The organism is Thioclava sp. L04-15 (genome assembly GCF_002020275.1).
Lineage (GTDB): Bacteria > Pseudomonadota > Alphaproteobacteria > Rhodobacterales > Rhodobacteraceae > Thioclava > Thioclava marina.
Window position 1 is genome coordinate 88,080 of sequence record NZ_MPZW01000009.1, and the last position, 15,907, is coordinate 103,986.

A 15,907-nucleotide genomic window follows, 5' to 3' on the forward strand; every position below is an offset into this window, starting at 1 on the left:
TGCTTTCAGATCGCCGAGGATCAGAACTTGTAGGACGCCGTCAGCGCGAGCGTCGTGGTGTTCAGATCGTTCGTGGTGCCGTCGAAATTGTTGCCGATGCGATGATCGAGCTCGCCACCCACCGACCACTTGTCGTTGATGGCGTATTTCATGCCCAGACCGACCAGCGGCACGGTATCCGAGTAGCTGGTGCCACCCACTTCAGCATCCACGTAGGAGGCGCCGAGCGTGCCGTAGAACAGCATGTTCTGGTAGGGAACGCCGCCGATCGCCTTGAGATCGGTCATGCTCTTGACCTTGGCGGTGGTCGTGGTTTCGCCGTCGTTGATCGTCTCTTTCAGGTTCGCGGCGTTATAGGCCAGCTCGCCACCGAGGACGAAATTGCCGAAATCCTTGAGGTAGCCGCCGTGGATACCGCCCACGACGCCATCGGCCTCGATCGCGTCCTGCGCCTTGCCGTAGCCCAGCTGGGCACCGCCATAGAAGCCGCTCCAGTTGTAGTTGGCCGGAGCAACAACGACCGGTGCGGGCGTCACGACCGCCTCGGTCTGCGGAGCGGTATACCCGCCCGCCAGCGCCGCCGTGCCGGTCAGCGCCAGAATGCTCGAAGTCACGATAATCCGTTTCATGTTTCTCTCTCCTGTCTGAGGGTTCATCCCTCGTTCGAGATGTTTGGATCAGATCCGTTGCACGGACCTATGCTTCCTAAATTCACAGTCAATGCACCCGGTTCCGAGGCTCGGCGGGGACTTGCCGAAACGTGATCAATCCAGCGCTTTTCTGCGCATGTGAAAGCCTCTGCAATGACTGGACAAAAGACTGCGCGAGAGAGATTATTGAACATATGTTCATTTCCGGGAGGATCACATGGAGTTGACGGCACTCAGGGCGGTGGTGACAGGCGGGGCCTCAGGTCTCGGCGCGGCAACGGCGCGCCATCTCGCCGAGTCGGGGGCAAAGGTCACGATTTTCGACCGTGACCGCGCTCAGGGCGAAACGATGGCGGGCGAGATCGGCGCGACCTTCGCCGAGGTCGACGTGACCTCCGAGGAGAGCGTCGCGGCCGGTATCGCCGTGGCGGTCGCGGCGATGGGCGGAATCGACGCGCTGGTCAATTGCGCGGGCATCGCCACGGGTGAACGCGTGGTGGGGCGTGACGGTCCGCACCGGCTCGAGAGCTTCCGGCGCACGATCGACATCAACCTCGTCGGCTCATTCAACGTGCTGCGCCTTGTCGCCGCCGAGATGGCGAAAAACGAAGGCCCCGAGCGCGGCGTGATCATCAACACCGCTTCGATCGCGGCATTCGACGGGCAGAAGGGCCAGGCCGCCTACGCAGCGTCCAAGGGCGGTATCGCAGGGATGACCCTGCCGCTCGCGCGCGATCTGGCCACGCAAGGTATCCGTGTCTGCGCCATCGCGCCGGGGATTTTCGGGACACCGATGATGAAAGGCTTGCCGCAGGATGTGCAGGATAGCCTCGCCGCCGAGGTCACCTTCCCCAAACGCCTCGGAGAGCCGACCGAATACGCCGAACTGGCCGGTTTCATCATCCGCTCGGGTTATCTCAACGGAGAGGTGATCCGCCTCGACGGCGCGCTGCGGATGCGCTGATCCCCGAGAAAAACGCCCCGCGCGAACGCTTGCAAAAAATTTCCGAAAAACGGGTTGCAAGCCACCGCGCGGGGCGATAAATCCCGCTCTACCAAAACGACCACCGATGCGGAGAGGTGCCGGAGCGGTCGAACGGGGCGGTCTCGAAAACCGTTGTGGGTGTGAGCCCACCCAGGGTTCGAATCCCTGTCTCTCCGCCACTTACCCTTGATTTAATTGAATATTTTTCAATTACTCGGGCGCTACCCACCGAAAAACCCACCAAAGAAAAAACGCTTGGGATTCGGTGCCCTACCCATCGCGCGAGCCTCAATCCGTAGGGGGTGGCCCAATCTCATGGCGTGGGAAACCGCAAACCGGGGCGCTCGCTCGACTCGCACATCCGCAATTGAAGAAACCGCCCCCTACCCCCGTTTAGCGCCGAGCACATTGCAAACGCACTAGGGGCGCGGGTTTCCGGTCTTAGGCTTCCCAACTTTTCGCCGCCCCCTCCCCAAGCTCAACATTTTCCAACATCGCGCGAGCACGCCCAGCGCCGCCTCTGCGCCTCTCGGATGCGCTCGATCCCTTCTGGCGTTTTCGGCCCGGTCGATAGCCCGCCGTGAAACTTGCACCGCCGCTTGCCGGGAAGGCTGAGCACTTTGCAAGGATGCCCCTTGCGGGTCTTGGCTCCGCAGCGCACACGGCGTTTGGCTTCTCTCGCACGCTCGCGAGCTAGGGCTGCGGCCAGTTGTGTCTTGAGCCATTCTGTTTCCGAAGCGGTCAAGCTAACACCCCACCCCATGCGCGCGCGTATTTGTCCGCGCTAGACGCGTTGAACGAAAACGGCCATGTTTCTTGAACACGCTTTCACATCTGGAGACCGATTTGAGAACGCTCGTCATCTTGATTTTCTCGATTGCCGCAACCCAAGCAGTCGCATCGGATTTTCCTGCTACTAGCTTCAACGGCTACTCTGTGACCATTTCGATTCCATCCACCAGCAAGATCAACCTCAGCAAGCTGCCCGATGGTGCGAAAGAGAAAGCCGAAACTGTCTGCGCATCCGTTGGCAAGTCCGCGAAGGCACAGTCTGTCCAGCAGATTGCAGACTTCCGCTATAGCGCCTTCTTCCTGTGTATGTAGTTGGCGCTCGCCTCGCATAATGCCCTCTGCCGATGGCTCAATGTATGATTGGCACGGCTTCCATGTTCTGCGCCCTTGTGGCGCAAATCTGCTCCACAAATATAACCTTAGTCCTTCCCCCCTTCTTCCCCGTCCTTCCCGCGCGGCGCGATTTCGGAAATTCGTTCGACATTCGGCGCAGTGTCCATACCGGGGCGCAGGCGCTCAAGTCGGTATTGCTGGCGATGCGAGCCGGGACGGTATTTGGTCGCCACCGCCAGAAGCCCCTCATCCTCCAGCATCCGACGCGCGGCCCGAAATCCACGCGCTGACAGATCGGTCAACCCCGCCGCTTTCATCGCTCCGTGATCGAGCGCGAAGCGTTTGCCGGGGTCATGCCCATGCAGATCGACCAACAGAACGTAGAGCGCGATTGCATCGCTCCCGCCCGGTTTTCCGCGCAGGGCGTCATGGGCCAACCTATGGACCGGGAAGGCACTGTCCCGCCCGTGATATAGCTCACCCCTTAGCAAGCGCTGCCACGTCCAATCGGCAATTCCGCGCAGCTCCGCATCGGGCATACTGGAAGGGGCTGCACATCGCTCATCACGCAGCACGACAAGACGCGCGGTCAGCTCATCAGGGCCGCTGACGGTTTCGACCATCGCAATCGCTTCGCTGACCAAGGTTTGGTGACGCTCACCCTCTTGGATCGGCGCTGGCGCACCCATCGCCGTTTTCGCGCCGTAAATTACGGGCAATCTATCCACCCCCAGCACCCCCTTTACCGGAACATAGCGCCCTCCATCTGGCCGCAGAGAGAGCGGGCCGACCACATAGGACCGCCCGCCCGATTTCAGATCGACCGGAAGCCCTTCGGCGCGCAGGTTCGGCGTTGCGCCGCCCGCGCGATAGTAGAGATGCCGCCCCCTTGAGGTGAGCACATGCACCGGGCTTGAGCCGAACCGGGCTTCCATTTCCGCGACAAGGGCGGAGTCGTCGTGGTCGCAGTCGATCACGGCCAGCCCGTCGAGCCTTACACCATAGACGCCCACCCCGTGGCGATGGAGCGGGGCCAGCACTTGGCCCAGCTTAACCTTGGGCGCGGTCCAATTGCCGATGCCGGGTGTTTTCCCGTCATCGCCCCGCCCAAGCGGCAAGAGGTGAAAGCCCGCCAGTTTGAGCCGCACAATCTCTTGCCGGATTTCCTCGGCCAGCAGGGAAGCGCGCTGGGCTGTCATCGCCACCACCCCCCATAGACCAAAGGGGCCAGGTTGCGGGCTTGGGCTTCGCTCAGCCCCCGGCGCATCAATCGGCGGATCTGGGCGCGCATCATCGCGCACCCCCTCGGTCGATCCGCGCGACTGTCGAGCGCAGGACGTAGCGCGCATGTGTGCCGGGGAAGGCTCCTTCGTGGCGCTCGTGGACCGTCTCGATCCGCACGCCATGTTCCTTGAGCTTGTGAACGTAAGCGCTCCAACGCGGGCCGGGATGGTCAATCGGGGTGCATCCCTTCGCCCCAGCGCGGATCAGATTGTCGAGCGCCCAGCGCAGCCGCCCGTTGAGGTGGATTTCAGCCCGTCTACCATTGCTTTCGGCAATAAGGTATCGGGCATGGTCAAAGCCATGTTTAGCCATTCCTTCGGCTCCTAATTCGGTTGTGAGATTAGGGGCGCTGGGCTAGGGTCGCGGTGTCTCACCACACACGAAACTTGAACCGCCGCCCCCGATTGTGGGGCGCGGTTTTAGCGCTGCGCGGCTTCCCAGCGTTCAAGCTCTGCGAGGTTCCAGCGGGTGCATCCCGGCGAAAGCGTCACGGGCTTGGGGAAGCGCGGATCGGTCTTGGCCCAGCGCCACGGCGTCGAGCGGTGGACGCCATAGCGGGCGGCAAGCTGAAGGTCGGAGAGGTAGGTTTGTGCCATGCGGCGTGCTCCAATCGGTTGCGACTGGATGCAAATTCGGGAATTCAAATCGGACAAAAAAGTCTGACAAAACTGCCAAATCAGCCAAAACGAGCGATTTCACTCAATTCCTGTATTTTGCGCGCATCCGTTGGATAGTTCGGTCGGAAACAGAACGCCCAGTTTCGTCCCGCACCAAGCGAGCAACGCTCTTGGTAGACGAATTAATTATGTCGGCAGGCGCAAGGCTCTCAAGAACACTTGCGACTGCTGCGGATGCGTCTGGGGGCCTCCCTCCTGCTCGACGCTCGGCGAGGTTGTCTTCGTCCATCGACGATGTTGGAAATTCCTTCTTCATGCCATCTTGGATGCCTTGCACCGCCTTGCTCGACACGTCAGCCGCGACAAGAACAACGCCGAGACCTGCTGGCAGTATGGGTGTTCGGCTCATTGTATCTGAGTCCATATCTAAGATGCCGAAAACGCCCTTTCTAATATCGATAAATGGGCCATCGTCCCGCTCGAGTCCCGGGATACCATGCTCGTCATCGTCGAAAATGGTCACGAGCGACGAGCTTGCCAGCAAGAAACCAGTCTTATCTCCGATAACTGCCAACTTTTTCGAGTGCGCTGCGTTTATGAGATGAAGCCACACCGCCCGAGCCGTGACTGCCATTGCCATATCGAACTCGCGGTCAAAGAACCGGCCAGCATCTTCATCATTCATATCTTCAGCGAATTCTCTCATTCGGAGATCCAAGCGCTTAAGCATAAGACTTTCCACTTCGGCAAAAAAGTCTCGTAGAGGAACCCAGCCATCGACAAAAAACATCACCCAATCCTTACCACATCTGCGCCAGCCCGCGCACGGCCAGCCAAGTAATCCGCCCAAGCGTCCATCATGCCGCGCCGCTTCTCGACCATATCGCCGCGCCGATAGGCGGCTTCCACGGCGTTGCCGACCTTATGGGCCAGCGCCACCTCGGCCATATCGCCGGGGAAATGCGTGCGCTCTGCCACCCAATCGCGGAAGGTCGAGCGCAGCCCGTGCGGCACCGCTGGGCGCTTGCTCACGCGGTCCACATAGCCGACCCCATGCTCGGCCAGCTTGGCAGCGTGCAGGCGCTTCATCGCGGCGCTCAGGGCCATGTCGGACATTTCGCCCCCCTTGGGCGCGGGGAACACATGGGCGCTTCCCTGAAAGCGCGGCAGAGCTTTCAACAGCGCCAGCGCGTCGGCAGAGAGCGGCACGCGGTGTTCGCGGTCCATCTTCATCCGCGCCGCCGGGATGATCCACAGAGCCGCCTCAAGGTCGATTTCCTCCCAGCGCGCGCCCCGCACCTCTTGCGAGCGCGAAGCGGTCAGCGCCGCAAATTCGAGCGCGCGATTGCTCATCCCCTCACGGGCGCGCAGATCGGCCAGCCATTGCGGCGCGTCGTCGATCTGCAAGGCGGGTTGATTGGCGTTGCCCTTGAGCTTCGCAGGCGCGGGCAACAGCTCCTTAAGGTTGCCTCCCCAGCGGGCCGGATTGTCGCCCCGGCGATAGCCCGCGACCGTTGCCCAAGACAGAACCGCCTCGATCCGCCCACGCAGGCGCGATGCCGTTTCGGTCTTGCTATGCCAGATCGGTTCCAAGACGCGCAGCACGTCCTGCACGGCAATGTCCTGCACCAGCATCTTGCCCAGATCCGGCACGGCGTAGGTTTCGAGCGTGCTACGCCATTGCGCGCGGTGTTTGTCATTCTTGAAGGCGTCGAGCTTGGCCGACAGGTATTTCTCCACCGCATCGGAGAAGGTCAGCCCCCGGCGCTGGGCCGCGACAAGGGCCGCTCTGTTGGCCTTGCGCTGTTCCACAGGGTCAATCCCCGCCCGCACCTGTTCCTTGGCCTCTCTGGCCCGCTCACGCGCTTGGCTTAGGGTTACATCAGGGTAGCCGCCCAAGCCGATTTCCCGGCGCTTCTCGCCAATCGTGGTGCGCAAGAGCCAGGACCGCCCGCCCTTGGGCGTGAGTTGCAGGTAAAGCCCCGTGACGCCGCCCACCGGATGGATCACGTTTCGCCCCGTGCCGGGATGCGCGAGGTTCTTCACCTCCAGCGCGGAAAGCTCTTTGGCGATTTTCGGCATGGGAACCTAACTCTTTTGCCCAACATCCTACCCACCATTGAAGATGCACACCCCTGCGATTGATTGCAATGGGCCGCGAAGGCGTCTTGATTAAATCTTGTTATTTTATTGGCTTAGCGCGACAGGTTCTAACAGGTTGCAAAACCCTTGGGGCGGGCTGTCTCTCCGCCACTTCCCCTCACTCGTCCTGGGCATTCGCATTGGCGCGTCGCGCTTGGCGCCTGCATCGCTTTAACGAAGCGCTGCGGAGGCATTGTTGGCTGCCTGCCTCATTGGGAAAATTGGGCCGATTCAACCAAGTTGTATCGTGAATTGCAGGGGAATCGCGACTACCTCGGGAGACCGCGGCAGCTCCCATCACCCACAGCCACTCGTGGACGACGCCCTGACGCCCCACCAGAACTTGTGTCCTGCCTGATTTCCGGGCATTCCGCACCCCCGAGTCGGCGGGATCTTGCACGTCCGCTCGGCGCTCCGCAATTTCGCCTCAAAATCGGCAGAATTGCCCGCTAGGGTTGCAAAAAACGTGAGAGGCGACGTCGGCGGATGATCAGGCAATTCCTTTTGGCAGGACTCATGCTCATGCCCATGCAATCGAATGCGGCGCGGATCGGTGTCGGTGCCTGGGAAAATGCCAGCTACACGATGATCAACTGGATCGAGAACGCGCCCGCGGTGAGCTGGTATTACAACTGGCGTCCCGATCAGATGTGGAGCAAGTCGAACGCCAACCGCTCGGTCGAATTCGTGCCGATGATCCGCGATGTGGCAGATGTGAATGCCCGGATCGTGTCGGATACGCCGGTGCGCACGCTTCTCGGCTTCAACGAACCCGACAACGCAGATCTGAAAGCGGGCAGCGCGATCTCGGTCGCGAAGGCGATCAAGCTCTGGCCGAAACTCGAAGCGCGCGGGCTGCGCCTTGGTAGCCCCGCCACCACGCAAGACGGCACGCTCGGACCCAATTCCTGGCAGCGCCGTTTCATGGATGAGGTCGAGGCGCGCGGAATGCGGGTCGACTTCATGGCGGTGCATTACTATTCGACCAATGGCAACGTGGCCGAGTTCAAGCGGTGGCTCCAAAAGGTCCATGCCGAATACAAGCGCCCGATCTGGGTGACCGAATTCGCCTATGTCGACTGGAACCGGCCCGCCAAGGTCAGCTATGCGCAAAATGCGGCCTTTGCCGCAGCAGCGATCGAGATGATGGAGGGGCTGGCATTCATCGAGCGTCACGCCTGGTATGCCGCCAATCCCTATCAGTGGAACGGGCGCCAGCCGCAGATCAATCTGGTCAATGACAAGCTCGAGCCGACGCCGGTGGGCTATGCCTTTGACCGGACCGTGTCGCGCATCGGTCGCAAGCGAAGCCAGTAAGGCGAATTCGGGCGAACGCGCCCTGCCCCAAACAGGTTCACTCCCGGAAGTACGCGCCCGCGTGCAGCGCCGGGGCACACCCGTCGTTTCATACTGTGAAGGAGGGGGGATGGTGGGCGATGAGGGATTTGAACCCCCGACATCATCGATGTGAACGATGCGCTCTACCGCTGAGCTAATCGCCCTCCGTGGCGCGCGTTTTAGCGTCCCTCCCCGGGGTCCGCAAGAGGGTTTCGATCGCTTTTTTCAGACGCCCCCGCGTCAGTCGTATCCGCCCCCTTGCGGCGCAGCTTGACCACCAGGATCTCGTCGCCATTCTTCTCGAACTGGCGGTTGATCTTGAGCTTGCCAAGCGGCGGAATGTTGAGCTCTTCCCCCTCCGAGAGCGCCTCTCCCAGCACCTTCAGCACGGCCTCGGTCATCTGGCGCGCCTCGCCCTTCCTGACGCCGCCCTCGACCATGACGCGCTCCACGAAGCTCTTTTTCCGCAAGATGATGACCGGATCGGGCGCAGGCGCGGGTTGCGACGCAGGCGTGAGCGAGGCGGCAGATTTCGGGGCCGTTTTGCGCTTCGGGCTCGGCCCTTTCGTTCGGCTGTGCGGTCTGGAGGTGCTGGGCGTGCTGCTCTTGGCCATTTCGGTTCCTGTTTTCGGCGCTTTCGTAATAACTTAGCCAGTGCCGCACGAAAAAGCAAAACGCCCGTTGCGCGGGCAACGGGCGTTTCGTTTGTCATCAGCGTGAGGGATCAGTGCGCGGTTGCGCCCTGCCCGTCCGTCTTGGCCGCCGCGGCGGCCGCAGCCGCGGCCTCCTCGGCTTCCTCATCCCAATGGACCGGCTCGGGCTGGCGCACCAGCGCGCGGGCCAGAACCTCTTTCACATGGGTGACGGGTACGATTTCGAGCCCTTCCTTCACGTTGTCGGGGATCTCGGCGAGGTCCTTCTCGTTCTCCTCGGGGATGAAGACGGTCTTGATGCCACCGCGCAGAGCCGCGAGCAGCTTCTCCTTCAACCCGCCGATCGGCATCGCATTGCCGCGCAAGCTGACCTCGCCGGTCATGGCGATATCCTTGCGCACCGGAATGCCGGTCAGCACCGAGACGATCGAGGTCACCATCGCCAGACCCGCCGAGGGACCGTCCTTCGGGGTCGCCCCGTCCGGCACGTGAACGTGGATGTCCCACTTCTCGAAGCGCGGCGGCTTGATGCCGAATTCGGGCGCGACCGAGCGGACATAGCTCGATGCGGCGTCGATGGATTCCTTCATCACGTCGCCCAGCTTGCCGGTGGTCTTCATCCGGCCCTTGCCCGGCAGGCGCAGCGCCTCGATCTGCAGCAGGTCACCGCCCACCGAGGTCCAGGCAAGTCCCGTCACCACGCCGACCTGGTCTTCCTTCTCGGCCAGACCATAGCGGTAGCGCTTCACGCCCAGGTAGTCGCCGACCTTATCCTCGTCGATGGTGATCGACTTGACCTCGCCTTTCGACTTGATGATCTCGGTCACCGCCTTGCGGGCGAGCTTGGCGATCTCGCGCTCGAGGTTCCGCACGCCCGCCTCGCGGGTGTAGTAACGGATTACGTCGGTCAGGGCGCCATCGGTGATCGCGGTCTCGCCCTTCTTCAGCCCGTGCGATTTGATCTGCTTGGGGATCAGGTGCTGTTTCGCGATCTCGCGCTTCTCATCCTCGGTGTAGCCCGCGAGCGAGATGATCTCCATCCGGTCCAGAAGCGGGCCCGGCATGTTGTAGGAGTTCGCCGTGGTCAGGAACATCACGTTCGAGAGGTCGTATTCCACCTCAAGATAGTGATCGACGAAGGTCGCGTTCTGCTCGGGGTCGAGCACTTCGAGCATGGCCGAGGCCGGGTCGCCACGGAAGTCCTGCCCCATCTTGTCGATCTCGTCGAGCAGGATGAGCGGGTTCGTGGTCTTCGCCTTCTTCAGCGCCTGGATGATCTTGCCGGGCATCGAGCCGATATAGGTCCGGCGGTGACCGCGGATCTCGGATTCGTCACGCACGCCGCCGAGCGAGATGCGGATGAACTCGCGCCCAGTGGCTTTCGCGACCGAACGGCCGAGCGAGGTCTTACCCACGCCGGGCGGGCCGACGAGGCAGAGGATCGGGCCCTTCAGCTTGGCCGAGCGCGCCTGCACCGCGAGATACTCGACGATGCGCTCCTTGACTTTCTCGAGGCCGTAGTGATCCGCGTTGAGGATCTCCTCCGCCTTGAGCAGATCCTTTTTCACGCGGGATTTGGTGCCCCACGGGATCGACAGCATCCAGTCGAGATAGTTGCGCACGACGGTGGCCTCGGCCGACATCGGCGACATCGACTTGAGCTTCTTCAGCTCGCCCTCGGCCTTCTCGCGCGCCTCTTTCGACAGCTTCGTGGCCTCGATGCGCGCTTCCAGCTCGGCGATCTCGTTCTGGCCATCCTCGCCATCGCCGAGTTCCTTCTGAATGGCCTTCATCTGCTCATTCAGGTAGTACTCGCGCTGGGTCTTCTCCATCTGCGTCTTCACGCGCGACTTGATCTTCTTCTCGACCTGCAGAACCGAGACCTCGCCCTGCATCAACCCGTAGACCTTCTCGAGGCGCTCGGAGACGTTGAGCGTTTCCAGAAGCTCCTGCTTCTGCTCCACCTCGAGGCCCAGATGGCCCGAGACGAGATCGGCGAGTTTGTCGGCTTCGGTGGCGTCGGCCACCGCCGAGAGCGCCTCTTCGGGGATGTTCTTCTTGATCTTGGCGTAGCGCTCGAACTCCTCGGCGACCGAGCGCAGCAGCGCACGGATCGTCTCGGTGTCGCCCTCGGTCTCGATCAGAGCCTCGGCCTCGGCTTCGAAATAGTTGTCGTTGGGCACGAAATCGGTGATGCGCACGCGGCTCTTGCCCTCGACGAGCACTTTCACGGTGCCATCGGGCAGTTTGAGCAGTTGCAACACATTGGCGAGCACGCCCACGCGGAAGATCCCGTCAGTGTCAGGGTCGTCCTGCGAGGGGTCGATCTGGCTCGCGAGCAAGATCTGGCGGTCCTCGGCCATCACCTCTTCGAGCGCGCGCACGGATTTCTCGCGCCCGACGAAGAGCGGCACGATCATGTGGGGGAAGACCACGATGTCGCGCAGCGGCAGGACCGGATGGGTGACTGAGGTGAATTCGGTCATCGGCGTTCCTTTTCTGGCAGAAGGGTCCGGCCCCGATTTTCGGCAGCCACGTCCCTTCCCTGTTCAACCCAATATCTAGGAGGCGTATGGCGCCCATTCAACTAGGCCATGTCACTCACTCGTCACAATGCGCGTCCCACGCACGGGTCGCAAGAGCGGATCGGGAGATAGCGGAAAGGCGCTCCGCAGGCCAGCGAAAGGGTTGGGTGCGCGGCCAGCACTCAGCGCGGCAGGATCATTTCGGCCATCAATCCGCCAAGCCGTTCGGAATGCCCGAGTTTCAGCGACCCGCCATGGCTGCGCAGGATGTCGGCGGCGATCGAAAGCCCCAGACCCACGCCCTGCCCGCGATCCTGATTGCGCGCAGGATCGAGCCGGGTGAAGGGCCGCATCGCCTCGTCGCGCCGCTCGGGCGCGATGCCGGGCCCGTCGTCATGAACCGCGATTCGCCATCCCGTCTTGCCGATCGAGACCGTCACCTCTGCACGCTCGCCATACCGATTGGCATTGCCGATAAGGTTTTCAAAAGCGCGGCGCAGCGCATCGGGCCGGAAAGTCGCGGTCTCGCCCCCCTCGCAGCCGACAAGCGTGACCTTTTGGCCCGCGCGCTGCGCATCCTCGACGACACCGCGCACGAAACCGCAAATCTCCAGCGTCTCGGGATTGCCCTGCGTCGCCCCTTCGCGGGCGAAATCGAGAAAGGCGTCGACGAGGCGGCCCATCTCGTCGACATCGCGCTCCATCGCCTCGACATCCGGGCTCTCGGGCATCATCGAGAGCGCCAGCCGCAGCCGCGTCAGCGGCGTGCGCAGGTCATGGCTCACCCCCGAGAGCATCAGCGTGCGCTGTTCGATCTGTCGCTCGATGCGCGCACGCATGTCGAGGAAGGCCGAACCAGCCGAACGCACCTCGGTGGCCCCCGACACCCGATAATCCACGTTGCGCCCCTTGCCGAATGCCTCGGCGGCCCGCGCGAGCCGCCGGATCGGGCGCAGCTGGTTGCGCAGGAACAGATAGGCGATCAGCGTCATCAGGATCGACACGAAGACCATCAGCACCAGCAACTGATGCGGGTTCGAAGCCGAGACCCGCCCCCGCGGAAAGATCACCGACAAAAGCCCCTTCGGGGTCTCGAGCGCCACCGCGACCTTGTTGTCATCGCTCACAAGATCGATCGAGCGGATCGCGGGCAGGTTCTCGTGCAGAGTCGAGAGCACGACGATCCCGGTCAGGTCGAGAAACTTGCGCCGGTCACCGCGGTTTTTCGCCACCGAAGCGGGAGCGGGCAGCGCGGTGATGAATCCAAGCGCTTCGTCGAGTTCTGCAAGGCGCTCGCGTGCGGCCTCGATCGTCGCGGCCTTCGTCACCACCTGATCGAGCAGGACGATCTCGCGCACCATGCCCTCGGTCATCTGCCGCGTGACGCGTTCGAAATGACGCTGGATGAAGACGACCGAGACGACGAGCTGGATCGTGACGACCGGCAAAATGAGGATCAGCGCGGCCCGCCCGTAAAGCCCGCGCGGCATCACCTGTTTGAGCCAGCGAAAATTCATGGCAGAACCCTAGCGTCGGCCAAAGCGGAGGGAAAGATGGAAGAACTCGAGCCGGGTCTGCGGCGGATCGTGGCGCCCAACCCCTCGCCGATGACCTATACGGGCACCTGCAGCTACGTGATCGGGACCGGTGCGGTCGGTGTGGTCGATCCCGGCCCGGCCGACCCCGCGCATCTTCAGACGATTCTCGACGGTCTCGCGCGGGGCGAGCGCATCAGCCATATCCTCGTGACCCATGCCCATCTCGACCATTCTCCCGGCGCCCGGCTTCTTGCCGACGCAACGGGCGCCCCGGTTCTGGCCTTCGGGCCGCCCGAGGCCGGTCGCTCGCCGATCATGGCCGAACTGGCCGCGTCCGGTATGGCGGGCGGCGGCGAAGGCGTCGATCACGGGTTTCACCCCGACGAGCCACTCGGCGATGGCGAAACGCTGTCGCATGGCGACTGGCAGGTCACCGCGCTGCATACGCCGGGCCATTTCTGCAATCATCTGAGTTTCGTGCTGGGCGATGCGGTGCTCACCGGCGATGTGGTGATGGGGTGGTCCTCGACGCTGATCTCCCCCCCGGATGGAGATCTGAGCGATTACTACCTCTCTCTGGAGCGTATCGACGCACTCTCCCCCCGCATCCTCTACCCCGGCCACGGCGCGCCCGTTTCGGACCCGCGCGGGCTCATTTCCGAGCAGCGCGCCCATCGCGAGTCCCGAAGCGCCCAGATCCTGGAAAACTTGCGCCGGAGACCTGCGACGCCCCACGCCCTCACGCAAGCCATCTACACCGATATCCCGCCTGCCCTCCTGCCCGCAGCCGAGCGAAACGTCTTCGCCCATCTCGTTGAAATGACGCAACAAACCCTGGTGGCCCCTGCCCCACACCTGCATCCCAAGGCGCTGTTTTCGCTGACGTGACGAAAGGATGAATTTTTTCGCAAGAACCCTCTGGACAACCCAATTCGAGCTTTCTATACACCCCCTCGTGTTCCGGCGTAGCTCAGCGGTAGAGCAGTTGACTGTTAATCAATTGGTCGTAGGTTCGATCCCTACCGCCGGAGCCAAATCACCCTAAGTGGTTGATTTTATTGGTTGAGCCCCGACAAGAGTCGGAGCCGCCAGTTCGCGTTCACAAATTGGTGCACAGATGCATGCGCAAGCTGATGCACACTCGCGACTCCCGGATGCCCTGAAATCAGTTTTCGGAGGCTGCCCGCATGGCCGGAGTCGCACACACCCTATCTCGAAAAACGCCCCTCGGGCTTCTTCTTTCGCCGCCGTCTGACACGCCCATTTTGTGAGATATCAAACCCTAATCACAAATCGTCACTGTGTCTGTCGCTGCGAACCGAACTCCTCTCCGAAGCGAAGATCCGCGTCCGTGCACTGACAGTGCTCACCGACCTGGCCTTCGCGCTGACGTCGGAGAGACCCGTGAATCATTTGAGCCCCGAGCACGTGACATTGTTGACCGAACTTGCGCGCTGCCAGATCGCCGCCCATGAGGCCCTGCGCGCGTCGGCCGAGCCGCGCTCAGAAGCGGCCGCGTTGTTCGCGGCGAAGACCGAGCGTGCGACCCAAGATATGCTGCGCCGAGCCCTGGCGCTCGGCGACCGGTCGCCCGTCGAAGAGCCGCTGCGCGAGATGGCGCGGCACTTCGGGGTCACCCTCGACGAGAGCTCGACTGACCGGCGCGCGCTCGCCTTCGAGGCGCTGCGGGTCATGCTGGACGTGTCGCGCGAACGGGAGCGGCGTGAGGTCGGAACCTATGAGGAGCCGACGCCGATCTTCCGGTCTGTCCTGGCAAGCCGCTCGGCCGCCTCGGGCTCTGTCCTGCCCCAAGTTGTAGCACAATCGCACGCGCCCGCCCTAACCATCCCGGCAGCAGCCGCGCCTGTTGCAGTTTCCGTGCCGGTGTCAACCATCCCGTCGGCGATCGCCCCGGCTGAGCCACAGGTGGCCTCTCCGGATCAGCCTCCGACCCAAGAGGCTCACGCCACGCCGAAGAGGGCGAAAACGGGTGTAGCGGACACTGTGTCCAGCCGACCGCCCAGCCACGATTGCGAACCCGAACCTATCGTTACGTCGCCCGAGCCAGCGCTGAAGGCTCCCGTCATGCCGCGTGAAGAACCCCGGATCCTGATCGATCAGTCGCTTCTCTCCGACAAGGCGCGCGCGGCCTTGGCAAAAGGCCCCAATATCGAGTTCCTTGAGGCGTTCGACCTGTATTTCGAGATCAAGGAACTCGGATACGGAGATCTCTTCGAGGCCCGGCAGAAACGATTTCCGGACAAGGGCAAAAATTGGAAACGGACATCCGGGGGCAATGCCAGGAAGGCTCGCGATATCTGGGTCGATGTCCTGGGAAACCAACCGTTCCACCAGATCGACTGGACCGAGGTAGACGGTGTCCTGAATGTCATTCGCCGTATCCCCAAATACCACGGAAAGAAGAAGAACCTTCTCAATACGAAAGGTTTCCGCGACCTCGTCGAGCGTGCCGACGAGCAAGAGCTCGCAGCGGCAACTGCCTTGAGGGAAGAGCTCGCCGCGAAGGGCATATCCAAACCGGCGGCTCTCGAACGCGCGGACCTTGACGCGAAGATCCCTCGGCTTCGTGTCGCCACCTTCCTCCGCCATGGCCGCATGGCGAACCGGGTCGGCAAGATGTTGGAAGCCATGAAGCTGATCGACGAGAATCCGTTCGAGATCTGTTCCTGGACCAACGACGAGGAGAAGGCGCTGAAGGCGAGCGAAGAAGACCGTTCCCGCATGCTCTGGGATGACAAGATCCAGAAGCTCTTCGCCTCTCCGGTCTACCAGGGGCAGTGCGACGAGGTGGACTATCCGCTTTTCTGGGCGCCCCTCATCGCGCGCCTTGCCGGCTGTCGCGCCGAGGAAATCCTGCAACTCGGACCGGACGACTTCGGGTCGGAGAACGGCATCGCTTATTTCACCGTGCGCAACGTCGCCGGCAACCATGTGAAGTCCTCGGCCGGGGAATGAACCGCCCCATGTTTGCCGGAGGCTCCAACTCCTGAGTAGGATGGAGCATCATGAGCAAGACGACGAACAAGTTT

15 protein-coding genes and 3 tRNA genes are annotated in these 15,907 nt (G+C 62.3%); 7 read left to right on the forward strand and 11 right to left on the reverse strand.

Translation table 11 applies throughout. From position 1 onward, the window contains the following. Positions 1 to 20 precede the first annotated feature (20 nt). Complete coding sequence (locus tag BMI90_RS16330; RefSeq protein ID WP_158521759.1) at positions 21 to 629, reverse strand: outer membrane beta-barrel protein; 609 nt, start codon at positions 627 to 629, stop codon at positions 21 to 23. Between the two features lie 238 nt (positions 630 to 867). Here BMI90_RS16330 and BMI90_RS16335 point away from each other — a divergent pair, with 238 nt between their 5' ends. Together BMI90_RS16335 and BMI90_RS16340 are read left to right on the forward strand one after the other, a co-directional pair. After that, entirely contained in the window at positions 868 to 1,614 is a 747-nt protein-coding gene (locus tag BMI90_RS16335) for an SDR family NAD(P)-dependent oxidoreductase (protein WP_078530568.1), read from the forward strand. A gap of 110 nt (positions 1,615 to 1,724) precedes the next feature. Beyond that, positions 1,725 to 1,814: transfer RNA gene (locus tag BMI90_RS16340), tRNA-Ser, on the forward strand. Positions 1,815 to 2,113: 299 nt separating this feature from the next. Here BMI90_RS16340 and BMI90_RS19090 read toward each other — a convergent pair. Beyond that, complete coding sequence (locus tag BMI90_RS19090; protein ID WP_281491822.1) at positions 2,114 to 2,398, reverse strand: HGGxSTG domain-containing protein; 285 nt, start codon at positions 2,396 to 2,398, stop codon at positions 2,114 to 2,116. 83 nt (positions 2,399 to 2,481) lie between these two features. On the opposite strand from BMI90_RS19090, the gene BMI90_RS16350 reads away from it, so the two are divergent. Further along, positions 2,482 to 2,739, forward strand: coding sequence for a hypothetical protein (locus tag BMI90_RS16350; protein WP_078530570.1), 258 nt, complete (start codon positions 2,482 to 2,484; stop codon positions 2,737 to 2,739). 107 nt (positions 2,740 to 2,846) lie between these two features. On the opposite strand, the gene BMI90_RS16355 is transcribed toward BMI90_RS16350, so the two are convergent. The 5 genes from BMI90_RS16355 to BMI90_RS16375 all read right to left on the reverse strand — a co-directional run bounded on the left by BMI90_RS16355 (position 2,847) and on the right by BMI90_RS16375 (position 6,743). Beyond that, a complete protein-coding gene (locus tag BMI90_RS16355; protein ID WP_168172809.1) occupies positions 2,847 to 3,959 on the reverse strand; it encodes a bifunctional DNA primase/polymerase in 1,113 nt (370 codons plus the stop codon). A 91-nt stretch (positions 3,960 to 4,050) separates the two neighbouring features. Then, positions 4,051 to 4,356 carry a hypothetical protein gene (locus tag BMI90_RS16360; protein WP_168172810.1) on the reverse strand — a complete coding sequence of 102 codons (306 nt, stop codon included), beginning with the start codon at positions 4,354 to 4,356 and terminating at the stop codon, positions 4,051 to 4,053. A gap of 107 nt (positions 4,357 to 4,463) precedes the next feature. After that, positions 4,464 to 4,640, reverse strand: coding sequence for an AlpA family phage regulatory protein (locus BMI90_RS16365; protein WP_078530572.1), 177 nt, complete (start codon positions 4,638 to 4,640; stop codon positions 4,464 to 4,466). A gap of 103 nt (positions 4,641 to 4,743) precedes the next feature. Beyond that, the gene (locus BMI90_RS16370) at positions 4,744 to 5,451 is read right to left on the reverse strand and encodes a helix-turn-helix domain-containing protein (protein WP_078530573.1); all 708 of its coding nucleotides are present in this window, start codon (positions 5,449 to 5,451) and stop codon (positions 4,744 to 4,746) included. After that, the gene (locus BMI90_RS16375) at positions 5,451 to 6,743 is read right to left on the reverse strand and encodes an integrase arm-type DNA-binding domain-containing protein (RefSeq protein WP_078530574.1); all 1,293 of its coding nucleotides are present in this window, start codon (positions 6,741 to 6,743) and stop codon (positions 5,451 to 5,453) included. The genes BMI90_RS16370 and BMI90_RS16375 overlap by 1 nt, the downstream gene beginning before the upstream one ends. A gap of 582 nt (positions 6,744 to 7,325) precedes the next feature. Between BMI90_RS16375 and BMI90_RS16380 the strand changes: the two genes are divergently transcribed. After that, positions 7,326 to 8,120 (forward strand): glycosyl hydrolase, encoded by a 795-nt coding sequence (locus BMI90_RS16380; protein WP_246831572.1) that lies wholly within the window; start codon positions 7,326 to 7,328, stop codon positions 8,118 to 8,120. 110 nt (positions 8,121 to 8,230) lie between these two features. Here BMI90_RS16380 and BMI90_RS16385 read toward each other — a convergent pair. The 4 genes from BMI90_RS16385 to BMI90_RS16400 all read right to left on the reverse strand — a co-directional run bounded on the left by BMI90_RS16385 (position 8,231) and on the right by BMI90_RS16400 (position 12,836). Next, positions 8,231 to 8,305, reverse strand: a tRNA-Val gene (locus tag BMI90_RS16385). Between the two features lie 15 nt (positions 8,306 to 8,320). Next, positions 8,321 to 8,755, reverse strand: coding sequence for an HU family DNA-binding protein (locus BMI90_RS16390; RefSeq protein ID WP_078530576.1), 435 nt, complete (start codon positions 8,753 to 8,755; stop codon positions 8,321 to 8,323). A gap of 110 nt (positions 8,756 to 8,865) precedes the next feature. Then, the gene (lon, locus tag BMI90_RS16395) at positions 8,866 to 11,280 is read right to left on the reverse strand and encodes an endopeptidase La (protein WP_078530577.1); all 2,415 of its coding nucleotides are present in this window, start codon (positions 11,278 to 11,280) and stop codon (positions 8,866 to 8,868) included. A gap of 221 nt (positions 11,281 to 11,501) precedes the next feature. Continuing rightward, complete coding sequence (locus BMI90_RS16400; RefSeq protein WP_078530578.1) at positions 11,502 to 12,836, reverse strand: ATP-binding protein; 1,335 nt, start codon at positions 12,834 to 12,836, stop codon at positions 11,502 to 11,504. Positions 12,837 to 12,872: 36 nt separating this feature from the next. Between BMI90_RS16400 and BMI90_RS16405 the strand changes: the two genes are divergently transcribed. The 3 genes from BMI90_RS16405 (at position 12,873) to BMI90_RS16415 (ending at position 15,833) form a co-directional block, all read left to right on the forward strand. Further along, on the forward strand, positions 12,873 to 13,745 hold the full coding sequence (locus BMI90_RS16405; protein ID WP_078530579.1) for an MBL fold metallo-hydrolase: 873 nt from the start codon (positions 12,873 to 12,875) through the stop codon (positions 13,743 to 13,745). Positions 13,746 to 13,816: 71 nt separating this feature from the next. Then, positions 13,817 to 13,891 (forward strand) — tRNA-Asn (locus BMI90_RS16410). Positions 13,892 to 14,261: 370 nt separating this feature from the next. Then, positions 14,262 to 15,833 carry a hypothetical protein gene (locus BMI90_RS16415; RefSeq protein WP_146671325.1) on the forward strand — a complete coding sequence of 524 codons (1,572 nt, stop codon included), beginning with the start codon at positions 14,262 to 14,264 and terminating at the stop codon, positions 15,831 to 15,833. Positions 15,834 to 15,907 lie beyond the last annotated feature (74 nt).

Excerpts from the sequence above, each read along its gene's own strand:
- BMI90_RS16360 (WP_168172810.1), bottom strand. The coding sequence starts at position 4,356 with ATGGCTAAACATGGCTTTGACCATGCCCGATACCTTATTGCCGAAAGC.
- BMI90_RS16405 (WP_078530579.1), top strand. The coding sequence starts at position 12,873 with ATGGAAGAACTCGAGCCGGGTCTGCGGCGGATCGTGGCGCCCAACCCC.
- BMI90_RS16375 (WP_078530574.1), bottom strand. The coding sequence starts at position 6,743 with ATGCCGAAAATCGCCAAAGAGCTTTCCGCGCTGGAGGTGAAGAACCTC.
- lon (WP_078530577.1), bottom strand. The coding sequence starts at position 11,280 with ATGACCGAATTCACCTCAGTCACCCATCCGGTCCTGCCGCTGCGCGAC.
- BMI90_RS16380 (WP_246831572.1), top strand. The coding sequence starts at position 7,326 with ATGCCCATGCAATCGAATGCGGCGCGGATCGGTGTCGGTGCCTGGGAA.
- BMI90_RS16355 (WP_168172809.1), bottom strand. The coding sequence starts at position 3,959 with ATGACAGCCCAGCGCGCTTCCCTGCTGGCCGAGGAAATCCGGCAAGAG.
- BMI90_RS19090 (WP_281491822.1), bottom strand. The coding sequence starts at position 2,398 with ATGGGGTGGGGTGTTAGCTTGACCGCTTCGGAAACAGAATGGCTCAAG.
- BMI90_RS16365 (WP_078530572.1), bottom strand. The coding sequence starts at position 4,640 with ATGGCACAAACCTACCTCTCCGACCTTCAGCTTGCCGCCCGCTATGGC.
- BMI90_RS16335 (WP_078530568.1), top strand. The coding sequence starts at position 868 with ATGGAGTTGACGGCACTCAGGGCGGTGGTGACAGGCGGGGCCTCAGGT.
- BMI90_RS16330 (WP_158521759.1), bottom strand. The coding sequence starts at position 629 with ATGAAACGGATTATCGTGACTTCGAGCATTCTGGCGCTGACCGGCACG.
- BMI90_RS16370 (WP_078530573.1), bottom strand. The coding sequence starts at position 5,451 with ATGTTTTTTGTCGATGGCTGGGTTCCTCTACGAGACTTTTTTGCCGAA.
- BMI90_RS16400 (WP_078530578.1), bottom strand. The coding sequence starts at position 12,836 with ATGAATTTTCGCTGGCTCAAACAGGTGATGCCGCGCGGGCTTTACGGG.
- BMI90_RS16390 (WP_078530576.1), bottom strand. The coding sequence starts at position 8,755 with ATGGCCAAGAGCAGCACGCCCAGCACCTCCAGACCGCACAGCCGAACG.